The 22,224-nt window shown below is 41.1% G+C and carries 12 protein-coding genes and 1 CRISPR repeat array; of the genes, 11 read left to right on the forward strand and 1 reads right to left on the reverse strand.

The features are described from left to right. Window positions 1–2: 2 nt before the first annotated feature. The 3 genes from INP51_RS02730 to INP51_RS02740 are packed head-to-tail and all read left to right on the forward strand — an operon-like array spanning window position 3 to window position 4,006. The gene (locus tag INP51_RS02730; RefSeq protein WP_193736220.1) at window positions 3–860 is read left to right on the forward strand and encodes a carbohydrate ABC transporter permease; all 858 of its coding nucleotides are present in this window, start codon (window positions 3–5) and stop codon (window positions 858–860) included. Window positions 861–893: 33 nt separating this feature from the next. After that, on the forward strand, window positions 894–2,666 hold the full coding sequence (locus tag INP51_RS02735) for an FAD-dependent oxidoreductase (protein ID WP_193736221.1): 1,773 nt from the start codon (window positions 894–896) through the stop codon (window positions 2,664–2,666). 32 nt (window positions 2,667–2,698) lie between these two features. Continuing rightward, window positions 2,699–4,006, forward strand: coding sequence for an FAD-dependent oxidoreductase (locus tag INP51_RS02740; RefSeq protein WP_193736222.1), 1,308 nt, complete (start codon window positions 2,699–2,701; stop codon window positions 4,004–4,006). A 163-nt stretch (window positions 4,007–4,169) separates the two neighbouring features. Here INP51_RS02740 and INP51_RS02745 read toward each other — a convergent pair whose 3' ends face one another. Continuing rightward, window positions 4,170–5,885 (reverse strand): AAA family ATPase, encoded by a 1,716-nt coding sequence (locus tag INP51_RS02745; protein WP_193736223.1) that lies wholly within the window; start codon window positions 5,883–5,885, stop codon window positions 4,170–4,172. A gap of 558 nt (window positions 5,886–6,443) precedes the next feature. Here INP51_RS02745 and cas6 point away from each other — a divergent pair. From cas6 to cas3, 8 genes are all read left to right on the forward strand, one after another. Further along, window positions 6,444–7,352, forward strand: a complete 909-nt coding sequence (gene cas6 / locus INP51_RS02750) for a CRISPR system precrRNA processing endoribonuclease RAMP protein Cas6 (RefSeq protein ID WP_193736224.1) — start codon at window positions 6,444–6,446, stop codon at window positions 7,350–7,352. Window positions 7,353–7,395: 43 nt separating this feature from the next. Continuing rightward, window positions 7,396–8,382: a DUF6602 domain-containing protein gene (locus tag INP51_RS02755; RefSeq protein WP_193736225.1), complete on the forward strand. Its 987-nt coding sequence runs from the start codon at window positions 7,396–7,398 to the stop codon at window positions 8,380–8,382. Next, window positions 8,383–9,945, forward strand: coding sequence for a Cas10/Cmr2 second palm domain-containing protein (locus INP51_RS02760; RefSeq protein WP_193736226.1), 1,563 nt, complete (start codon window positions 8,383–8,385; stop codon window positions 9,943–9,945). Beyond that, entirely contained in the window at window positions 9,946–12,132 is a 2,187-nt protein-coding gene (locus INP51_RS02765; RefSeq protein WP_193736227.1) for an RAMP superfamily CRISPR-associated protein, read from the forward strand. Next, entirely contained in the window at window positions 12,125–13,600 is a 1,476-nt protein-coding gene (locus tag INP51_RS02770; protein ID WP_193736228.1) for an RAMP superfamily CRISPR-associated protein, read from the forward strand. Before INP51_RS02765 ends, INP51_RS02770 begins: the two co-directional genes overlap by 8 nt. Then, entirely contained in the window at window positions 13,587–14,153 is a 567-nt protein-coding gene (csx19, locus tag INP51_RS02775) for a type III-D CRISPR-associated protein Csx19 (protein ID WP_193736229.1), read from the forward strand. The genes INP51_RS02770 and csx19 overlap by 14 nt, the downstream gene beginning before the upstream one ends. Then, a complete protein-coding gene (locus INP51_RS02780) occupies window positions 14,146–16,143 on the forward strand; it encodes a TIGR03986 family type III CRISPR-associated RAMP protein (protein ID WP_230406859.1) in 1,998 nt (665 codons plus the stop codon). Before csx19 ends, INP51_RS02780 begins: the two co-directional genes overlap by 8 nt. A 307-nt stretch (window positions 16,144–16,450) precedes the next feature. Beyond that, window positions 16,451–19,909: a CRISPR direct-repeat array (repeat unit 33 nt; unit sequence GTCGATATCTGTATGGATATCGTGGATTGAAAT). Between the two features lie 157 nt (window positions 19,910–20,066). Then, window positions 20,067–22,208: a CRISPR-associated helicase Cas3' gene (gene cas3, locus INP51_RS02785; protein WP_193737214.1), complete on the forward strand. Its 2,142-nt coding sequence runs from the start codon at window positions 20,067–20,069 to the stop codon at window positions 22,206–22,208. The last annotated feature ends 16 nt before the right edge of the window (window positions 22,209–22,224 follow it).

Below are 22,224 nucleotides of genomic sequence, written 5' to 3' on the forward strand. Positions count from 1 at the left end.
CGATGTCAAAAAGTAAAAAAAGGAAACTCATTTTCAGGATATTTATAACAATCCTTGTTGCGTTGTTTGCGATTACGATGATCACGCCTTTTTTATGGATGCTGTCTGCATCGATGAAACTGCCAAATGATGTTATGAAACTTCCGATCAAATGGATTCCGGAATATTTTTATCCGGATAATTATAAGAAAGTATGGAATATTGGTGAATCCGCTGTAAGAGACTATCATTTTGGAAGAGCATACTTTAATTCTCTGAAGATAGCAATTATTAATCTAATCGGCTCTGTTATTACGAGCTCAATGGCTGGATATGCATTTGCAAAGCTAAAGTTTAAGGGAAGAGACGCTATTTTTTTGATCTATCTTTCAACAATGATGATACCAAGCCAGGTTACATTGATTCCGAAATTTGCAATTTTCAACAAATTGGGAATGACCAATACTCATTTGCCACTGATCCTGCCAGGCCTGATTACAATCACGGGAACCTTTTTGATGCGGCAGTATTTTATGCAGATTCCGAATGAATTGAGGGAATCAGCCAGAATTGATGGAGCAGGCGAATTTCAAATATGGGCCCATATCATGCTTCCTGTTGCAAAACCGAGCATGGCATCTCTTGGAATGGTTGTGTTTTTGTGGAACTGGAATGCTTACCTTGAACCGCTCGTATTTTTGAGCGACTGGAGACTTTACACAATTCCTCTGGCGCTTACGAACTTTATTGAAGAGAGTGTGACGGAATATAATCTTGTAATGGCGGCGGCATCTTCGGCCTTAATTCCGGCTTTTGTGGTTTTTCTATTGGGTCAAAAGTTTTTGGTAAAAGGTTTGACTGCCGGAGCTGTGAAAGGATGAATCGAGAAAAAATAAGGGAAGGCAGGTAGAATCATGGAAAAAATAATTGATAAAACGTATGACTTTGTTGTAGTTGGCGGCGGGCTGTCTGGTATGTGTGCGTCGATTGCAGCCGCCAGAAAAGGTGTACATACAGCTTTGGTGCATGACCGCCCGGTTCTTGGAGGGAATGCAAGTTCAGAGATCCGAATGCATATCTGTGGTGCGAATCGACATGGTCAGAATCCAAATGCCAGAGAAACAGGGATTTTGGAAGAAATTCTTTTGGAAAACAAAAGAAGAAATCCACACATGGTATATCCAATCTTTGATATGATCCTTTGGGAGAAGGTAAGATTTCAGGAAAACCTTGATTTGTTTTTAAACTGTTATGCAAATCAAGTTGAGGTTGAAAATGATAAGATTCGTAAAGTGACTGCTTTTCAGATGACAAGTGAAAGAGAGTATCATTTTTATGCAAAACTATTTCTCGACTCGACCGGTGATGGAAGTATCGGAGAAAAAGCAGGTGCAATCTATCGGGTCGGACGGGAAGCAAGAAGTGAATTTGGTGAAAACCTTGCGCCGGAAGAAGCGGATACAGCAACTATGGGTAATTCAATGATGTTTAAGGCGAGGGATATGGAAGAAAATGCTCCTTTTATATGCCCTGACTGGGCAAATCAGTATACGGAACAAGATCTTAAAAATCGAGATCACACAGATGCTACATCTGGATATTGGTGGAATGAGCTTGGCGGAACTCGATATGACACGATTGATGATGCACAGGAGATCAACGAAGAATTGCTTAAATCTTTGGCGGGACTATGGGATCATATAAAAAATGGTGGCGATCATGCTGCGGATCAGCTGGAATTGGAGTGGGTCGGCTTTTTGCCGGCGAAACGTGAAAGCAGGCGGTTTGTCGGAGATTATATCTTGAAGCAGTCTGATATTGATGAGAAAAAAGTGTTTGAGGATGCAGTGGCTTATGGCGGATGGACGATGGATCTGCATACTGCAGATGGTCTTTTAAGTGCTGATGATGTTCCTACAGTCTGGAATCCGGTTAAGGAGTGGTATACGGTTCCTTATCGATGTCTTTATTCAAAAAATATAAGAAATCTATTCCTGGGAGGAAGGATTATCAGCTGCTCACATGTGGCATTTTCATCCTCTAGAGTCATGGGAACCTGTGCAGTTGTTGGTCAGGCAGTGGGGACTGCAGCATCTATTGCTGTAGAGAAGCATATTGATCCCAGAGAGGTAGGAAGTTATATTCAGCTGCTGCAGAGAGAATTAATGAAGGACGATTGTTTTATTCCGGGATATTGTTATGAAGACAAAGAAAATTTTGCAGCCACTGCAGAAATTACGGCTAGTTCTCATGAAAAAGGCTGCGAGCCACGGAATGTGATGAATGGGTATGCGCGAGCAGACCAAAGGCATACGAATTGTTGGAGGAGCAAAATTACGGAAGGATTGGAACCAGAACTTACACTAAATTTCAATGAGATTAAGACAATTCATGAAATTCGTTTGATTTTTGATTCGAATCTTTCGAAAGAAATTACTCCATCCATCAATAAAAGTGTCCTTGAAAGACAAGATCAGGGCTCACCAATAGAGCTGGTGAGAGATTATGAGATCGAATTCCTGCATAATGGAAAGATCCGTAATACTCTGCGATATAAATCCGAAGGACAACGGCTGAATATTCTTTGCTTTGACGAAGGGATAAAAAAGGTCGATGCCGTGCGGGTCAGAATTTTGAACACATACGGAAGCAAATTTGCGTCTGTCTTCGAGGTCAGGATTTATTGATAGAAACAGAAATTTGAAAGGAGTATGAAGCTATGAACACATATATAGAAGATAAGAGGGAAATATCTGTTCTTGGTAACTATGATGTTTTAGTTTTGGGAGGCGGACCTGCTGGGGTTTCCGCAGCAGTAACAGCCGGCAGACTAGGCGCCAAAACCATGCTGATTGAACAGCTTGGAAACGTGGGCGGAATGTCGACGACAGGTCTTATGAGCCATTGGACTGGAAATACGAAGGGCGGTATTTATGAAGAAATCATAAAACGCTCAGTATCGATGGAAGAGGAAGAGTATGTCCATACAAACAAATCGAGCAGACAGACGATAAATCCCGAGAATCTAAAAACCATTTATCTGCAAATGCTGGAGGAGGCAAATGTACATATCCGGCTATACACATTTGCCAGTGAAGTGATTATGGAAGACAATCGACTAAAAGGCGTGATTGTAGAGAGTAAATCGGGAAGAGAAGCGATCATGGCCAAAGTGGTGATCGACGGCACCGGGGACGGAGATATTGCTTTTCAAGCGGGAGTGGATTTTGTAAAGGGACGTGAAGAAGACGGACTTATGCAGCCGGCAACTTTGATGTTTAAAATTGCAGGAGTAGATTATTCAAAGGCGGTTTTCCCTGGAAAATTTGAAGATCATCTGATGATACCTAAAGGAGATATTCAAAAACTAGGAGAAGACTCTCTTCCGTTTCCGGCAGGACATGTGCTGCTTTATCGCACGTCACTTCCAGGTGTAGTTACCTGCAATATGACGAATGTTTTAGAAATAGATGGTACTAATGTGGACGACCTTGTACGTGCGACAATTCAATGCCGGAAACAGATGCAGCCGATCGTGGATTTTCTGAGAAACAATGTTTCGGGCTATGAAAAGTGTTATGTAATTTCATCGGCAGACTTAATTGGAATTCGTGAGACCAGACATTTTAAAGGACTCTATACAATCAACGAAAAGGATATAGAAGAAGGAAGAATTTTCGATGACTGGGTGGTTTCAAAAGCGCATTTTAATTTTGATGTGCATAATATTTCCGGCAGTGGATTGGATAAGACGGGTGCTCAGGATACATTTAAGCAGAAGAAAGGGTACACCATTCCATATCGGTGTTTTATACCGGAAAAAATCGATGGGCTGCTGCTTTCGGGAAGAAATATCTCTGGTACACATCTGGCACATTCGAATTTCAGGGCAATGCCAATTTGTGCAAACATGGGGCAGGCGGTTGGAATTGCTGCATATATTGCTGCGAGAGAGAATGGTCTGCCAAGAGATGTCGATGTGAAAGAAATACAAGAAATACTGAAAGATCAAGGATGCGTCAAATAGGTAATCGCCCCTGTCTAAGATCGCGATTACCCAAGAAAAATTAAAGAAAATATAGATTTCGGTTTTGTAAACCCGATGCTGTGAAAACAATCTTGCGAGAGCTTCGGACGTCAGGCAAAGGTGCCGCGCATATTACTTTGTGCAGCACCTTTCTCTGGTCTGTCTAGGAGCCAATTAAAACTTCTTTTCCCCGAAAAGCAAAACCATAGTGTATTATTTTATCCTTCGGGATTTTGTTGGCAATCAGTTCCATATCATAGTTTCTTTCTTTAATTTGTTCCAGTGCGTTTTGAACGGTCTCAGTAAGATTTTTTTCTTTTCTGGGATTAAATACTTTGAATTCCAGAATATATGCCTTATCATTTGGACTTTGAGGAAGCATCATAACATCATATCGTCCAAATCCACTTTCCCTGTTTGATGTGATATGATAGCGATCTGCAAGATCAACGATCAGCCCCAGCACAAATCCATGATAAAAACGCTCTGGTTCAGCGTGTTCTGAAGGTTGTTTTCCTGTGTCAAAGCTGCTGAAAGTTTTCAAAGCAATCTGACTTAGGAATTGATTCATATAATCCAGATCCCCCTGGAGGAGTGCATCCTTAAAATTGCTGTAGGAAGTATCATCTGCGGAGAACCAATTCTCAATCATCTCTTCAAACATCAGCATTGTCTCATAATTTGTGATTCTTAAATAGTAAGTGTATTTGCCCGTCTGATTGTCAAAATTCCAATCTACTATCTTTAGATAGCCGGCTGCAAGCAGTAGACTCCAGATTGCCCCCTTTTTTTGGGGGAGTTGTTCAAATATAACTTCTTCATCCAACCCGGTTTCCAGAACTCTTCCTGCAAGAAGCTCCTCCATACTCATCTTAAGCTTGGGTGTACCCTGTTGAATCAGATCTGATACCAGCTTATTGGAACTTGTGTCTGCCCAATAGGTCTTAAGCTCTCCGGAATCTAAAAACTTTGTGATGGACCAGGGGTTATAGATATCAGCTCGATTGCCAAATACAAAACCATCATACCAGAATTTTACCTGCTCCATCTTTGAATTCATTCCCATAAGTTCCAAAGAATCTGATACTTCTGTTTCAGTAAAACCAAAAGCAGTAGTATATTTATTTGAAGTAGTTGTGACTACTTCCAGGTTATTCATATCTGAAAAAATCGATTCTTTGCTGACTCTGGTGATACCGGTTAAAATTGCTCGCTCCAAGTATGGATTGGTTTTAAAAGTCGAGTTAAATAAAGCCCGAATCAAGGAGGTAAGTTCCTGCCAGTACCCATTTGTATATGCTTCCTGTAATGGAGTGTCATAATCATCTAAAAAAATAAATACTTTTTTACCATATCGGCGCTTCAAAAAATAGGATAAATCTTTTAGGGCTCTGGTGATTGTTGTATCAGTGACAGGGTTTTCTTTTTGTGGATATTTTGAATACTCTTCAAAAGAATTAAAGTATTGTTTTTCTGTTTCGGTCAGACTGTCACCTTGCAAAAGATGGCTGTGTTCCCGGTAAGTCTCGGCTAGTGTTGCGATAATCCCGTCTCTGGTATCTTGATAGGTTCCCCCCTTGATATCCGAAAAGCTTATAGAAATTACAGGATAGCTACCCTGGAGCTGCCGATATTTGTCATCTTTCCAAATGGAAAGACCGCGGAATAAATCCTCTCTTTTTGAATACTGATTCGAAAAGAAACATTTGAACATATCTAAATTCAGGGTTTTGCCAAATCGCCTGGGACGGGTGATCAATGTGACGGCATCTCCGTTTTCCCACCATTCCTTAATAAAATCGGTTTTGTCAATAAAGAAATAATTGTGTTCTCTTAAATATTCAAAACTTTGGGTTCCGATTGAGATTGTCGGCTTCATAGGGTTCGCACTCCTTCCTATGTTAGAGATTTATTAAGTCTTTGGTTTTAGTATGGTACAGTCTGATAGACTTGTCAAGTATTGGGAAGGAGATTTAGGTGGAAGAACACGTCCATCCAATTGGAATTGTTGTAGGAGGAGTGGAAATGTTGAGGAGTAGGAGTGGTATATGAAATATGTGTGTGAAAATTGACGAGTTTCATCGAAAAATTGTAGAAAATATGATAAAATGGAACAAAGATAAGAAGAGCCGAGTTCGTATGATTTTTAAAACTGAACTCAGCCGTTCTCATTATACACAAAATAATAATTTCAATCCGCACTTTGTAGAAAGTGACCAGTATTATTATAACATAAACCCTTGGGTAGAAAAACAAAATATTTGATAAAAAATTTACAATGTTCCAATTCTTGTACACTACATTGACTAGTTTTATGAAAAATTCTAGGTAATTGCTTAAAATCAGATTGACTTTTATGATAAATAGAATTATAATCTTTATAAACAAATTAATAAAAGAAAATAATTTGCTGATTGAAAATGGGGGATATATTATTATGTTTGAATTTATGAAAACTTTCACCGTACGTGCAAACTACGAATGTCGTAAAGATGGTATCCTCCCCGGATATCTCGGATCGACAATACGCGGAATTTTGGGTCATTGTATCCGCGAGACTTATTGTCAGGAGAAAGACAAAAAATGTTTTCTATGTGAGAGACGAGAAGACTGTATGTATGTCCGCTGTTTTAATAACACAGGTGGGGAAGCCGGTGCGGTGAATCCATATAACATCTATGTGCATGGACAGGGGAAAGAAAAGTGGGAGAAAGGTGATACTTGTGTTTTTGACCTCACACTGCTGGGCACCGCAACAGAATATGCAGAGGTCTATCTGGCAGCACTGATTGATGCAGAAAAAAAAGGGTGGGGCGCTGCCCGACTGCCATTCAGGCTCATTCATGTTACAGATTCAAAATCCGGGAAAATGCTCTATGCCAGAGGAAAAAGCTGGCTTCACAACTTGAATCCAACGATACTATCAATTGAGGAGAGGAATGCCTCATATGCCTGTATAAATTTTGATACGCCGCTCAGAATAGTTTCCAGTGGAAAGCTGCTGCGGAACCTGCCATTTGATGTGTTGATTCAATTTCTGAGCCGGAGGATGTCACTGATCACGCAGAAGTACACCGATGTCTGCCTGGAATGGGACACGGAGATGATGCTCCAACAGGCAGCACAGATTCGGATTGCTGATGAAAGCTGGAGGGAAGTTCCCTTTTCCAGATATTCGATAAATCAAAAAACTGGAAAACTAGAACTCGATGCGATTTTCGGTTGGGTTTTGTATGAGGGGGATTTATCCTGCTTTGTGCCACTTCTGGAGGCGGGAAAATATGTTCACATCGGGAAAGGAGCAACTATTGGTTTTGGGCACTATGAGGTGTTTTACGATTCATAATGTTTCTTAATAATATATGAAAATACTAAGGAGAAGATAAGAAATGTGTGCAAAAGAAAAGAGTGAAAAGAAAACGGTCAGTTATGAAACTGTACTGAAATCATTAGGAGACAACTATGTGGAGATTGAACGGTCGATTGTGAATCAGTTATTGCTGGAAGTGCCCAATCACCACCTGACAACAGGAACTTACCGGGAAAAGGTATGGCAGGAATTGTTCGAAATGGTGATTCCGAAAAAGTATCGCATGGAACAAAGCGTATTTATTATTGATTCTTTTGGTAATATATCTAAAGAGGTCGATTTGGCAATTTTTGATGAACTCTATACACCGTATATATTCAATTACGGAAAAATCAAATTTATACCAATTGAAGCCGTGGCAGCAGTGGTTCAGTGTAAAAGTAGGAATCCAGATGAAGAAGGACTTGATAAGTGGGTAGAATCAATTAATGGTCTGATAACATCGTTTGATTCCGTAGCCAGACAGGCCACTGCTATGACGGATAATTTAAGTGAGTTGCTAAAGGAAATAGAACCTCGGAAAAAAGTAACACAGACAGCAACGCGCCCTATTGAAATATTATGTATGCTTGAGGGTGAGGATGCTATGGAAAAATATGAGGAGTATTTTGATATAATATTATCGTCAAAGTACTCTGATAAAAGAGAGGATAACAAATTATGCAAATTAATACCAAATTCTTGTCGGAGTTTAAAAGAATGGAACACTGCGTTAAATCATTCATTTATGAATGGAAGTATGGGCAAGGGAGACATAGATTATCGTCAGAAAAAAATAGCGGAAATTGAGAATGATCGACCACATATCCTTGAGGATTTGAAAGTTTTGAAAGGTAACCCAAAGGAGGAAAATGTAATTCTCTCGCTGGTTTTCCAACTGAATCAATTGCTGATGATTATCAATAACCCGATGCTTTTCCCTCATCGTGCCTATGCGAACAGATTCAGTAAAATCTTACAAGGGAAAGAGCAAACAAAGGATAAGCAGTCAAAGGAGAAAAAATAAATGAGTTACATATTGGCGAAGTTTGATGTCAGCGGAATTCAGGACTATATTTTTGCGACAAACCGTCTGCAGGAAAATGCCGGCGCATCTTATCAGGTGACTCGTGTTCTGGACGAGTTCCTGATAGATACATGCGACGAAGTATTGGGGGAGGAAGCCGTGGTGGATGAAGGGCCAGAGGAGACAAGTTTGCGTCTGCCAGGGAAAGAGAGTAGCGAAGCCGAAATCCTGTATATTGGCGGCGGTAATGCAATGGTATTATTCCGCAACAGGGGTACGTATGAAGAGGTGAGAAAAAAGCTGACCTATAAAGTCATGAAAGATTGTCAGGGCATCTATCTGGCGGTTGCATGTATCGAGACGGAGCTGAAGGATTTTTTAAAAGACAGAGAGAAGTTAGATACGCAGCTGGCGCAAGTCAAGCGCCGCATGGTGCGAATACCAAACTATTCTCCATTTCCCGTAGTCGAACAGGATAATGATACCCACCAGCCAATTACTGCGATATCCATTCGGAAAAATGCCAGTGGCGACAGCGTCGAATACATCACGGAAATTCAGCGCCAAAAAAGGGAAGGTTACGAGCTTATCAGCCGAAACAAAAATCTGTTTCCGGAGTTAGAGAATGGACAACGCTATAAATATCCGAAAGAAATGGAGGTGCTTTCCAAACGGCGTGGAGAGGACAGCACAATTGCGGTTGTTCACATTGATGGCAATGGTATGGGGAACCGCATGCATCAGATTCTAACGAAAAACAGAAATTATGATAAGGCAATTCCCGCCTTGCGCAAAGAATCGCAAGAGATTGCGAAACTTTTTCGTGAAAGTTATCAAGAGGTGCTGCAGGAATTGGTGCAATGGCAAGTGGATAATAAGCCGCGGACGAATATAAATCAAGAGGATAAAGAATTGCTGTTGCCGTTGCGGCCAATTCTCATGGACGGCGATGACTTCACATTTCTGTGCACGGCAGAACTGGCTGTCCCGATGGCAGCGGGCTTTATCAAGAAACTGATGGACAGGCAGAAAGGCAGGGAAGAGATCATCACAGCCTGTGGCGGAATTGCCTTTGTCCATAGTCATTTTCCATTTCGAATTGCCTACTCTATTGCGGAGGAATCCTGCGCAAGGGCTAAGAAAAGCTGGTATCAAAGGCATCAAAGTAAAGAACAACAGGTTTTTGGGTATCTGGATTTTCAGGTGATAAAGGGAAGTGAACTGACCTGGCAGACAGAGGATACCAGATGGAAAAATCGTCCATATATGATCCCTCTAAAGGAAACGCAAAGGGATAAAAATTCACTGAAATCTCTCATACATACGTTAGATGCGATGCAGAGTTGGCCATCAGGGAGATTACATAAAATCTATGCTGCACTCCAAAGAGGAGATTCCTCCATGCAACTGTTAGAACGTGAATTTGAGTCGAGGGGCTATCACCTGGAGAAACTGACCCAAGGAAGATGGGAAGAATCCCCGCTCTTTGATGCATTGGAGCTGCAGGGATTGTGTCAAACAGACTTGTTAAAGCGTTTTACAGATATAGCGAGGTGCAAATAGATGAAGCGATGGAATTTAAAGATTGAATTAATGAGTTATTTCTGTACAACAGATGGCGAAAATGCACCGGGGCTGATTCATGACAAGACGGCTCTGGACCATGGGATTCCTTATATTCCGGCAAAGCGTATCAAAGGCTGCCTGCTGGAAGCTGCAAAGGAGATGGCGGATAATGATGAGATTGAACAGGAGATGCTGCCACGCATATTTGGCAGACCAGGACAGGAACAGGGTGAGGGGATTCGTCTGGGCGATGGATACTTATGCCGGATTCCGGGATATCTTTTAAAGCAGGAGACAGATGTAGAGATTTCGAGAGAGGAGTATCTTGCATTTCAAAAGATAATGGAAAAAAATTCAGAGTTTTCTGCTGACTGGCTGGAAGAGATCTTTACCAGAAGGCAAACACGAACTGCGCTGGAGGAATCCCAAATTGCGGAGAAACATTCGCTGCGAACGATTCAGGTGGTTCCGGCCGGTATGGTTTTCAATTGTCCGATTGAAGGAGAACTCGAAGAGAAAGAAAAAGACATCTTGTGTTGGTGTGCAAAAGGAATGCGCCATATGGGACTTGGCATTTCCAGGGGGATGGGAGAGGTTCACTGTGTACTGGAAGAAATCAAAGAAACGAAAACATGTGAGCAATCGCGTGAGCCGACTGAACAATTCCCACTCGAAGCAGAGGTAAGCCTGTCCTATGAGATTGAGCTTCAGATGCCGGTGGTTTTAGCGGCAGACGCTGAGAGTGGAAGTGACTATATTCCGGCCAGCACGATAGCGGGTGCATTGGCAGGAATGTATATTCAGAGACATTCACTGGGAAAAGATGCTCATACGGATGCTGGATTTCGAAGAATCTTTCTACGAGACGGCGTACAGTTTGGCCATGCGTTTTTTAAAAAAGAAAATCTGGAATATTACCCCTGTCCTAGAGTCATAGCACTGGTAAAGGAGCATCCGGAGCAGTGGCTTTATATTATGGATGATGTTTCGGCGGAAGTGAGACGTAAGAAAATATCCGGACAGATTGCTTTTCCGAACGGAAAGGAGAATACAATAGCAATTGCATCACCTCGAAAAGAGATTCATTTTCACCACGCAAGACCGGAAAATCGGGGGATTGCACATCCGCTCAATGACAGAGTTAAGAACAGCGAAGAAAACATGGGTCAATTTTTCCAGTATACGGCGTTGTCAAAAGGACAGACATTTAGCGGAACTTGGATTGGCAAGTGGGCTGATCTTCGGGATTTAATAGAATGTCTAAAAGAACACCAGTACACCTTGATGTTGGGCAGGTCAAGAACCGCCGAATATGGGCGTGCAAGAATTCATACTGGAGATTTGACTGTATTGGATCATAAGAATAAAACGACGAGGGGAAAGCAGTGGTTACTGTGGCTGGTAAGTCCCTTGGTTTATAGAAAACAGGACGGAATGTATGCGACCGGGTTTGAACCGCTGTTGAAAGATCTGGAAGAAAAACTAGAATGCAACATTACGTCATCGAAAGAGATGTGCGACTACACCGTCTTGGGCGGATACAACAGTAAATGGAGACTTCCTGCAAAGACATATCCCGCTTTAGCACCTGGGAGCGTGCTATGTATAGAGACAGACCGGGATATTACCGCAGAAGAAATCGAGCAGCAGCGGTGGGGAATGTTGACTGGAAAGGGCTGCGGACAAGTGAAAGTGGAACCGATGGAACACTGGAGAAAACTCGAACAAGTGAAGGAGGACTCTCTAAAAAAATGCAGAGGAGGTCTTGTGGAAACGGCTCCAAAAGCCGAACAGAAACAGAACGGGGAGAAATCTGTATTGCTGGATGTTTGTTTGGAATATAAAGAGAAGCGATGTCAAGAAGAGCAGGATAAGGATGCAGCATTGCAAGAGCTGGAAGAACATGATAAGGGAAATGATTTTCTACCGGCATCATCGGCTATTTCGGTATTGGAACATTTAGCCAGAACATTGGATGCAAAACAGAAATCTCAGATAGATAAAATATTAGATAAGGAGGCAGATAAGATTCAAAATGAGGAAAAAAAGAATATGATTCAAAAATTTCTGAATCCTTGTAATGGAAAATCAAATGCGTTTATCACGTGTTATTTGGATGCTGCAAAGTGGAGAGCGCGCAATCGGGAGACAGGCTTGAATCAGGAGGAGAGAGTCAATGAATAAGACAGAAACGCAAAGCAATAAGATATGTGAACGCTTATGTGTGAAAATAACAGCTTCTCTGGATGCCCCACTTTTGATTGGCTCCGGGGAAGAGGAGCATACAGATGCAGATGTAGTCGTGAATGAACAAGGACAGCCATACATACCTGGGAGTGCTTTGGCCGGGGCTATGCGCAGATATATGTGCGGGATAGATGACGATGAGATTCCTGTGGGCATGGGAAAAAAGATGACGCCAGCAGATTGGCTGTTCGGTGCTCCTAAGAATGGGGAGGCAGGAGAAGTCGATGATCGCCAGAGTAGAATATTTGTCTACGATGCCCAACTATTGGATGACGCTAAGATTCAGATTCGGGATGGGGTAAAGCTGGACGAAAATAAAACCGCAGTTGCCATGGGAAAGTATGAAATGGAAATTGTCGAGCGGGGTGCATCGCTTGTTCTTCGATTTGAGATTATTGAACGGGAAGAATGGCTGGAGATCTTTGAGAGTAAGGAAAAGATACAGGAAAAAAATATGGCATGGATTCAATGGCTGCTGCATGGATTTGACAGCGGAGAGCTTCGGCTGGGGGGCAGGAATAACCGCGGTTTTGGCAAAATAGCGATAAAAGATGTGTATGTCAAGGTGTTTGACATGAGTAAAGCGTATCAGACATGGTTGAATTGGGACTGGAACCAGCCACATGCTTTTCAAGGAGCACAGCGGATAGAGATTGTGAATAAAAATCAGCTGGAGCATTGTCTGGAAATACCGCTGAGCATTCCCGGTACACTCCTCGTTCGTTCCTATAAGACCTCGTTTAGCCGCGAGAATGGACAAGCAGACTATGTCCAATTGACAGTAGGCGGAGAAGGAAAACAGGCAGTGATTCCCGGCAGCAGCTGGGCAGGAGCATTTCGCAGCCATTTGGTTAAAATCATCCGGGAAATGGGAGCGGATTCCGGCTTTGAGAAAACACAGAAGATGCTGGAACCCTTATTCGGAAGCTGGATCAGTGGTGAAGAAAAGGAACAAGACTTAAAACCATCTCGACTTGTTTTTGAAGAAACCTTAGTAGAGGGAGGACATGGACTGCCAACAGCCAGAAATGCGATTGACCGATTTACCGGGGGTACGGTTCAGGGTGCGTTATATGAAGAGATCCCCTGGGTGCAGGGGTCCGGATTGCTTCGCATTCGCTGGCGAAAAGACCGAATATCCGATGAGAAGGACCTCACAGAAGCTGCTATATGTGGAGTGCTGCTCTGGGCAATCAAGGATTTGCAAGCAGGTTTTTTTGCTGTGGGTGGAGAAACGGCAGTGGGAAGAGGAATCTGTATGGAACCGAAAAGACCTCTGTCAATTAAATACGATGGACAGGAACTGAAAGAGAAGAGACAAGAAGAATATATGCAAGAAGCAGCACAATGGGTACAGGGTTCTAAAAAACAAAATGCCAGGAGGAATGCAAATGGACGGATGTGAAACCTTGACAGAGCTCTCTGAAATAGAGGCCAAGAATCAGATTAGCAGTCAATTCCAGCAACCTGCAAACATATATGCTGTGCTTGACGATGCAGTTTGCTTCGGGATATTTCAGTACGATAAATTTTTAATCGCGCCAACCGAAAAGAAAAAATTAGCAGAGTTAGATTGGAAATACCTGCGGGAACTTCGTGTTTTTGAGGAGAATCAGGAGCTGCTTTTGCTGCCGGAAGAAACGGGTTCTAACCGATGGACAGGCAGAATACGGCGGGATTCCTCCGAGATTTTAAATGGCGACAATATCATCAAAGAGAAGCAAAAACTTTGGGGGCATTTAGAAGGCAGCTATCGGGCAGAAGGTGTAGTATGGAGCCTCCTGAAATCGGAGCGGGGAACCCGGATATGGATTCCGTGGGAAATGAAAGAAAAAGAGGCCGCAATTTGTGTATACAAGTATCTACAGATTCCGGATGAATCAGAGGTACAGTGTAGCCAGAATGATATTCGAATGGTCGGCTTTTGCTCATGGGGAGGAGGAAATGCAAATGAATAAAGAGGAGAGATTTGTAAACCCTTATAACTTTATTCCGTTTGAAAGGAAATGTGAACGCAGCAAACCGGAGATAAACAGAAACGATTGTTATACAGGGTATTTTGACTGCAAGATAACGCTTTTAACACCGTTGTTTATTCCGAATACTTCATCTGATACAAGGCTGGTATGTGAAAGTGATAGAAAGGAAGCAGCGAAACGTTCAGAAGAAGATGGGAAGAATGTGGAAGAGGAATTCAAAGGCTATGACTTTTTCTCGTATGACGATTGGTCAGGGGAAAAGGCAATAGATGATTTAAAAGAGGCTTATCCTCCCAAAGAGCCGATTATTCCAGGCAGTGAACTTAGGGGAACGCTGCGCAGTGTATATGAGGCTGCATTCAATGGGTGTATGTCGTCTGTATCATCAGAACGGATACTCTCCAGGAGATCGAATGACGTTATGAAGCCGGGTATTCTGATGGAAAAGAAGGAACAAGGGGATAAGGTAGGTAAGAAGAGTGGGTGGATTCTAAAACCTTGTAAGAAAGTTGGAATTACATTTCGACAATGCTCCGGAGAATATGAAAATTGGAAGGAAGGGCAGGAGATATGGTTTAAGCCCCGAGGAAGGGGAAATATATGTGATAATTATGAAGTGATTGAAGAAAGCACTTATGCAGAGCCTAAAGAAGGTGGAAAAGAAAGATACGAAAGAGCGCAATGGAAAAAGGAAAAATATTTTAAGGGATGGCTTCATAAAGGCGAGCCTATAAAAGGAAAATGCCATGAATCTATTTTTTACAGTCCTGATAAAGCTAGAGAAAATGTTCTTTCTTGTGATGTCGATGCATTAAAAAAACTAAAACAAGAATATGGTACGTCTAGGTATAATGAGTATAAAGTGGATCCAAAGGGGACGCTTGTCTATTATAATCGAAAAGGAGAACATATTTATCTATCTCCTGCCTGTATTGGGAGGGAAATATTCACTAAATCTATTACGGATTTATTGGAAAAGAATGGCGGGTATATGCCATGTACAGGGAGTGGGGATAAATTATGTCCGGCATGTCAGATATTTGGAATGTTGGAGAACACAGGGAAGCATGTTTCCTATTCCTATGCTTCTAAAGTGCGGATAACAGATGCTAAGTTAATTCAACCAGCAGTGGATCGTGACAAACTATTTGATGCTCCTCTAGTTCTTCCGGAATTAGGAGAACCTAAGCCGGGCTGCGTTGAGTTTTATACAGAATCTCCTTATGAACTTACAGAAGAGAAAGCTCATAGCGATAAATATATAGAGAACAGAGAGGGCTATTGGACTTATGATTATAAAGATGTGGGAAAAATAAATCATGTTCCACTGGAGAAGAACCAGCCAAAACTGCGTGGTCGGAAGTTTTATTGGCACAGTAATCCAGATTGTAAAAGCATAAGAGAAAAAACAGGGGAAAAACTTAGTGCTATGAAAGTCAGGATAAGACCCATGAAAAAAAATAATCAGCCTCTATTTTGCTTTCGTGTATATTTTGAACAGCTGAATAAGCAGCAACTACAGCAGCTAAAATGGACACTGGATTTTGAGGATAGGAATTGTGCCCATAAATTAGGTCGTGCAAAGCCTCTGGGATTTGGCAGTGTAAAAATTCAAGTGGATGCACTTGTACTTCGGGAGATTGACTTTAAAACAGGTATTTGGAGAGAAAAGGTTCAAGATATAAAAACATTTTTCCCAAATCCTATTTGGAATAATAAAAATCGAACTAACCTGAAGTTAATAGCAGATTGGGAAAATAAACCTGATAATGTGAGGTATCCCTGCGTTAAAACAGCAAAAAATGCGAACGCAGATGGAGGGGATGATGCAGCGGGCTATGAGTGGTTTGCACAAAATAAGGGGAAGATGCGATTCCCTAGTTTTATGAAGGTTCTTCCAAAAGTAGCTGAGGATGCTTTGAAAGATTTGGAATCCGGTAAAGCATTGGATATGTTAGATAGAAAATAAGATTTGCAGGTACTGTGTTGAGTAGAATTAGGAATGTAAAGCGGTAATCCTCGGTTATTCAATTGCCGAGTAGTTCATACATAGAATTCTTTCTGAAATGCTTGCAAGGATAAGTGATAAGTGATACTATTGTATGGTGCGAAAGGGTAGTGAACATAAAATTCCAGGGGGATTCGCACCAGAAATAGTGCACAAAATAGTTGGGGAAAGACAAGTATACAGATTCTTAATGTTATATGTGTGCTCGCATTGTAAATTGTGTATATGAATTTGCTCGCTGAATGATAAAATTCTATACAAATTTGCTGTCGATATCTGTATGGATATCGTGGATTGAAATCGACTTAACATACTTTTCCATCTCCCTTTCCCTTAAAAGTCGATATCTGTATGGATATCGTGGATTGAAATCGACTACTATCGTGAGTACGACATGATGGTAGACGGTCGATATCTGTATGGATATCGTGGATTGAAATTATACGTTGTGGTGTCTCTACCCATCCATAGTTGTCGATATCTGTATGGATATCGTGGATTGAAATGCTGAGGGACGGCATATCTGAGATTATTGGATCACGTCGATATCTGTATGGATATCGTGGATTGAAATTGGAAGGCCTAACCAGTGTTGTATAGCCCTCACAGTCGATATCTGTATGGATATCGTGGATTGAAATTATCCAACTCTGATGAAACTGCATTTCATGGCAGCGTCGATATCTGTATGGATATCGTGGATTGAAATAAATGGATGCCCTGCCTTAAATTGTTCTTTTTCGTCGATATCTGTATGGATATCGTGGATTGAAATGTTAATCTGCATGAAGACATTATAACAGCCGTTTCCGTCGATATCTGTATGGATATCGTGGATTGAAATTTTCAACAACTCACGAATTCGTGGATTTTCTTTAGTCGATATCTGTATGGATATCGTGGATTGAAATTTTGCTCTCCAACCTGCTAACTCATCCATCAAATCGTCGATATCTGTATGGATATCGTGGATTGAAATAAGATTCCCGATGGAGTTTCTTTTAGTCAAGAAGAGTCGATATCTGTATGGATATCGTGGATTGAAATTCTTTATGTGATGGACATTGAAGAAGGGTCTATCTGGTCGATATCTGTATGGATATCGTGGATTGAAATCCATATCCCTTGATTATACAGCATTTTCTTTCCGTCGATATCTGTATGGATATCGTGGATTGAAATTACAGGTCTACTATTAATGGATAGTTGACGGTATGGTCGATATCTGTATGGATATCGTGGATTGAAATCATTATTTGGATGGGAAGAAGACGGATGGCTTACAGTCGATATCTGTATGGATATCGTGGATTGAAATCCTGCATTCGACTTCCAGAATTCGGTTGATGGCGTCGATATCTGTATGGATATCGTGGATTGAAATGTCATCCTCGGGGTCGAAACCGATGGTACAGGTTCCGTCGATATCTGTATGGATATCGTGGATTGAAATCGTCATAACAGAGTTTTTTACAATCGAATATGTCAGTCGATATCTGTATGGATATCGTGGATTGAAATATCGCAATGATAAGAGGAGCAAGCGTTCCGACCTGTCGATATCTGTATGGATATCGTGGATTGAAATTTACTGGCTGCATCACTCAGCAGCGTTCTGGTCAGTCGATATCTGTATGGATATCGTGGATTGAAATTATAAGATTAGCTGGATAGCATGGCCAGTCCAGGTCGATATCTGTATGGATATCGTGGATTGAAATTGATATCTGATTCGTCAAAATCAGATTTTTTAAGTCGATATCTGTATGGATATCGTGGATTGAAATTTGTTGAGGATACTACAGTTGTCCGTGATCCGAAGTCGATATCTGTATGGATATCGTGGATTGAAATAGCAGTAGACCGCTGTCTTTCCCACCAGAAAATGGTCGATATCTGTATGGATATCGTGGATTGAAATGTTGTGATTATGCACAAAAAATATGCAAATTGCGGTCGATATCTGTATGGATATCGTGGATTGAAATATAAATTTTATTTTTTTCTGCTGTTCTTTGGTTGCGTCGATATCTGTATGGATATCGTGGATTGAAATACCCTTATAAAGTGTATTCTGAGCAATCAGTTCCGTCGATATCTGTATGGATATCGTGGATTGAAATTCTTACGGACTGCATGAAATCACTGTCTTTTCGGTCGATATCTGTATGGATATCGTGGATTGAAATTTTTCGTCCGATGAGCGTTGCTCCACTTACGAAGAGGTCGATATCTGTATGGATATCGTGGATTGAAATGCGAACGAGAGGTCGGCGACTATGACACAATCGCGTCGATATCTGTATGGATATCGTGGATTGAAATATCTCTTCGTATGTGTATTCTTCTGCAAGTTCCTCGTCGATATCTGTATGGATATCGTGGATTGAAATGATTTTTAGCGTCTTTATTGGAAAAGAGAATATTATGTCGATATCTGTATGGATATCGTGGATTGAAATAAGTTACGTCGGCGCAGCATGATCTCTATTTTACGTCGATATCTGTATGGATATCGTGGATTGAAATTAAAATTGAAAGTGCAGAGGCGCGCTCAGCATGGTCGATATCTGTATGGATATCGTGGATTGAAATAGATATGTTAGTATTCTCTGATCCTCTGCCCCTGTCGATATCTGTATGGATATCGTGGATTGAAATCCCATCATCAGTTCCAATCCAATCTATCTCTGACGGTCGATATCTGTATGGATATCGTGGATTGAAATTCTTCTCTCTCTGAAAATATTGTTCTTCCCGGCGTCGATATCTGTATGGATATCGTGGATTGAAATTGTTACCTTCGTAGCAAGCATAGTGTACTCTTCGTCGATATCTGTATGGATATCGTGGATTGAAATATTTTTAAGATTCAGCCATGCCCGCCAAACACGGTCGATATCTGTATGGATATCGTGGATTGAAATATTTTGGGCAATGTCTATCCGGTCTTCGTGTTCCGTCGATATCTGTATGGATATCGTGGATTGAAATTTATGTCCGATTTCTAACATTTCACCAAATAGTGTCGATATCTGTATGGATATCGTGGATTGAAATCACAAATTGTTGTGGATAACTTGAGATGTAGTAATCGTCGATATCTGTATGGATATCGTGGATTGAAATACTATATGTGAGTAACTAATACTAATATGCACAGTCGATATCTGTATGGATATCGTGGATTGAAATACCCGTAATGGGTTAGGAAAGTTTTTGAAACTTCGTCGATATCTGTATGGATATCGTGGATTGAAATAATAAAAAAATCGGCGTTCAGACGGGTACAACGTCGATATCTGTATGGATATCGTGGATTGAAATCACGAACACCGGCGCCTTGTTCGGAAAAACTACGGTCGATATCTGTATGGATATCGTGGATTGAAATATACATTCCGGCTATGAACTTATGCATGGCCTGTGGTCGATATCTGTATGGATATCGTGGATTGAAATTTATGTTTGCAAACAGGTCGGACTGACTACACAGTCGATATCTGTATGGATATCGTGGATTGAAATGGATATACGCATTGCAGCCGTTGGTAGAGCATGGTCGATATCTGTATGGATATCGTGGATTGAAATACTCTAAAATGCTTTGCCAATTTGTACAGATTAGTCGATATCTGTATGGATATCGTGGATTGAAATAAAAACACAAATGGCTTATCTTTCGGACGGTGTAGTCGATATCTGTATGGATATCGTGGATTGAAATGCCGGATATAGCTTGTCAATCTGGTTAAATTTTTGTCGATATATATCGTGGATTGAAATAGCAAATTTTACTGATAAAAATATGAACAAAAAATCATAATAACCTATAGAAAAAATATAAAAATTATGTTAAGATATGATCTATGGAGGTGATTGGGATTAGATATCTCGCACATATTAGTGAAGATAAAACTAGAGAACAGGCATTATACGACCATTTAATAGGAACGGCGAAACTTGCTGGAGAATTTTCATCCGCTTTTCATTGTGAGGGTTGGGGATATGGCTGTGGAATGATGCATGATATAGGAAAATATTCAGATAAATTTCAAAAACGTCTTCATGGCGGTTCAATCACAGATCATGCCACAGCTGGAGCAAAAGAGTTATATAAGAGAAATATAATAGCGGCCTACTGCATTTCCGGGCATCACTCTGGACTTCTGGACGGAGGGCAGTCTGCGGATGTGGGGGGAGAGGCTACTTTATGCGGAAGAATGCAGAAAAAACTAGAAAATTATCAGTATTTTCAAACAGAAGTTGAAGTTCCAAACTTTCCTGCTATTCCACTTAAACAGCTGGGAAAGGGCGGCTTCAGTCTATCATTTTTTATTCGTATGCTGTTTTCCTGTCTGGTAGATGCAGACTATCTGGATACAGAAATGTTTATGGCAGATGGAAACGTCGACAGAGGTGATTTTGATCCTGTGGATATTTTATTTGAACGTCTTTTTCGCCACGTGAAACCATGGCTTCAAAATACGGATAAGAATACGGTAAACGGAAGGCGGACCGCGATTCTTAAAGCCAGTTTGGAGATGGGAAAACGTAAGAAAGGCCTTTTCCAAATGACGGTTCCCACTGGCGGTGGGAAAACAATTTCATCCCTTGCTTTTGGACTTTGCCATGCGAAAGAGCATAGGCTTAACAGAGTCATTTATGTCATCCCATACACTTCAATCATTGAACAAAATGCCCAGGTGTTTAAAGATATTCTGGGTGAACAAAATGTTCTGGAAGATCATTGCAATGTGGTTTATGAGGATAGAGATGGGGAATTAAATCTGATGCAGCTGGCGGCGGAAAATTGGGATTGTCCGATTGTGGTGACTACCAATGTCCAGTTTTTTGAATCGTTGTTTGCCAGTAAGACATCTAAGTGTCGAAAATTACATAACATTTCCAATAGCGTGATTATCTTTGATGAGGCGCAGATGTTGCCAATTAATTATCTGAGGCCGTGCGTTCAGACAATCAGTGAATTGGTTTATAATTATCAAAGTTCTGTTGTACTTTGTACGGCTACGCAGCCATCCTTGAAACAATTTTTTCCTTCTCAGATGGAAATTTCTGAGATATGTCCTGATGTTAAAGGACAATATAATTTTTTTAGGCGTACAAGCTTTAAAAATGCCGGGGAATTGGCAAAAGATCAGTTGAGCATGGGATTAAGAGAGCATTCTCAGGTACTTTGCGTTTTGAACAGCAGGAGAGCAGTTCAGCAGATTTATGCCTCTTTAAGCAATGAGAAGGGGATTTTTCATCTTTCCACTTTCATGTATCCTAAGCATAGGAAAAGGCTTTTGTCTGTCATTCGAAAACGTTTACAAGAAGGTAAACCATGTAAATTAATTTCTACCAGTCTGGTTGAGGCTGGAGTGGATTTTGATTTTCCAACTGTGTATCGGGAATTGGCAGGAATTGATTCTATGATTCAGGCAGCCGGAAGGTGTAATAGAGAAGGAAAACGTCCACGGGATATGAGTAAAACTGTGATTTTCACATTGGAGAAGGAGGAGAATATCCGTATTCCTCAGTCGCTGAAGCTTCCAATCGAAGTTGCAAATCAGGTGTCAGAAGAATATGAAGATATTGCTTCTCCAGAGGCAATCGAAACGTATTTTAAACAATTGTATTATTTTAAGGGCGAAAGTCTGGATGTAAAGGATATTATAGGGCAGATGGAGGAAGGAGTAAAATCAAGACTTTTCCCCTTTGCAACAGTAAGCAGGCAGTTTCGACTAATTGAAAATGATACAAAAACTATTTTCATTGACAAGGAGCCGGAAGCGAAGCAAATTGTTGAAAGAATCCGGCGCGGAGAGCATTCCCGTCAGCTGGTGAGAGAAGCAGGGCAATACTGTGTCAGCATATACAACAATGACTTTGAGAACCTGAATGGGGCGGGAAGGCTGGAAGCAATTGAGATGGATTTTTATCTTTTGCGTAACAAGGAACAATATACTGAACAGAAAGGTTTGGAAATTCAGGTAGAAAGAGGAGATGCAGTAATGTATTGACGAATGAGAGGAGGAA

The sequence above is a fragment of the Blautia liquoris genome (genome assembly GCF_015159595.1).
In the GTDB taxonomy this organism is placed as follows: Bacteria; Bacillota; Clostridia; order Lachnospirales; family Lachnospiraceae; genus Novisyntrophococcus; species Novisyntrophococcus liquoris.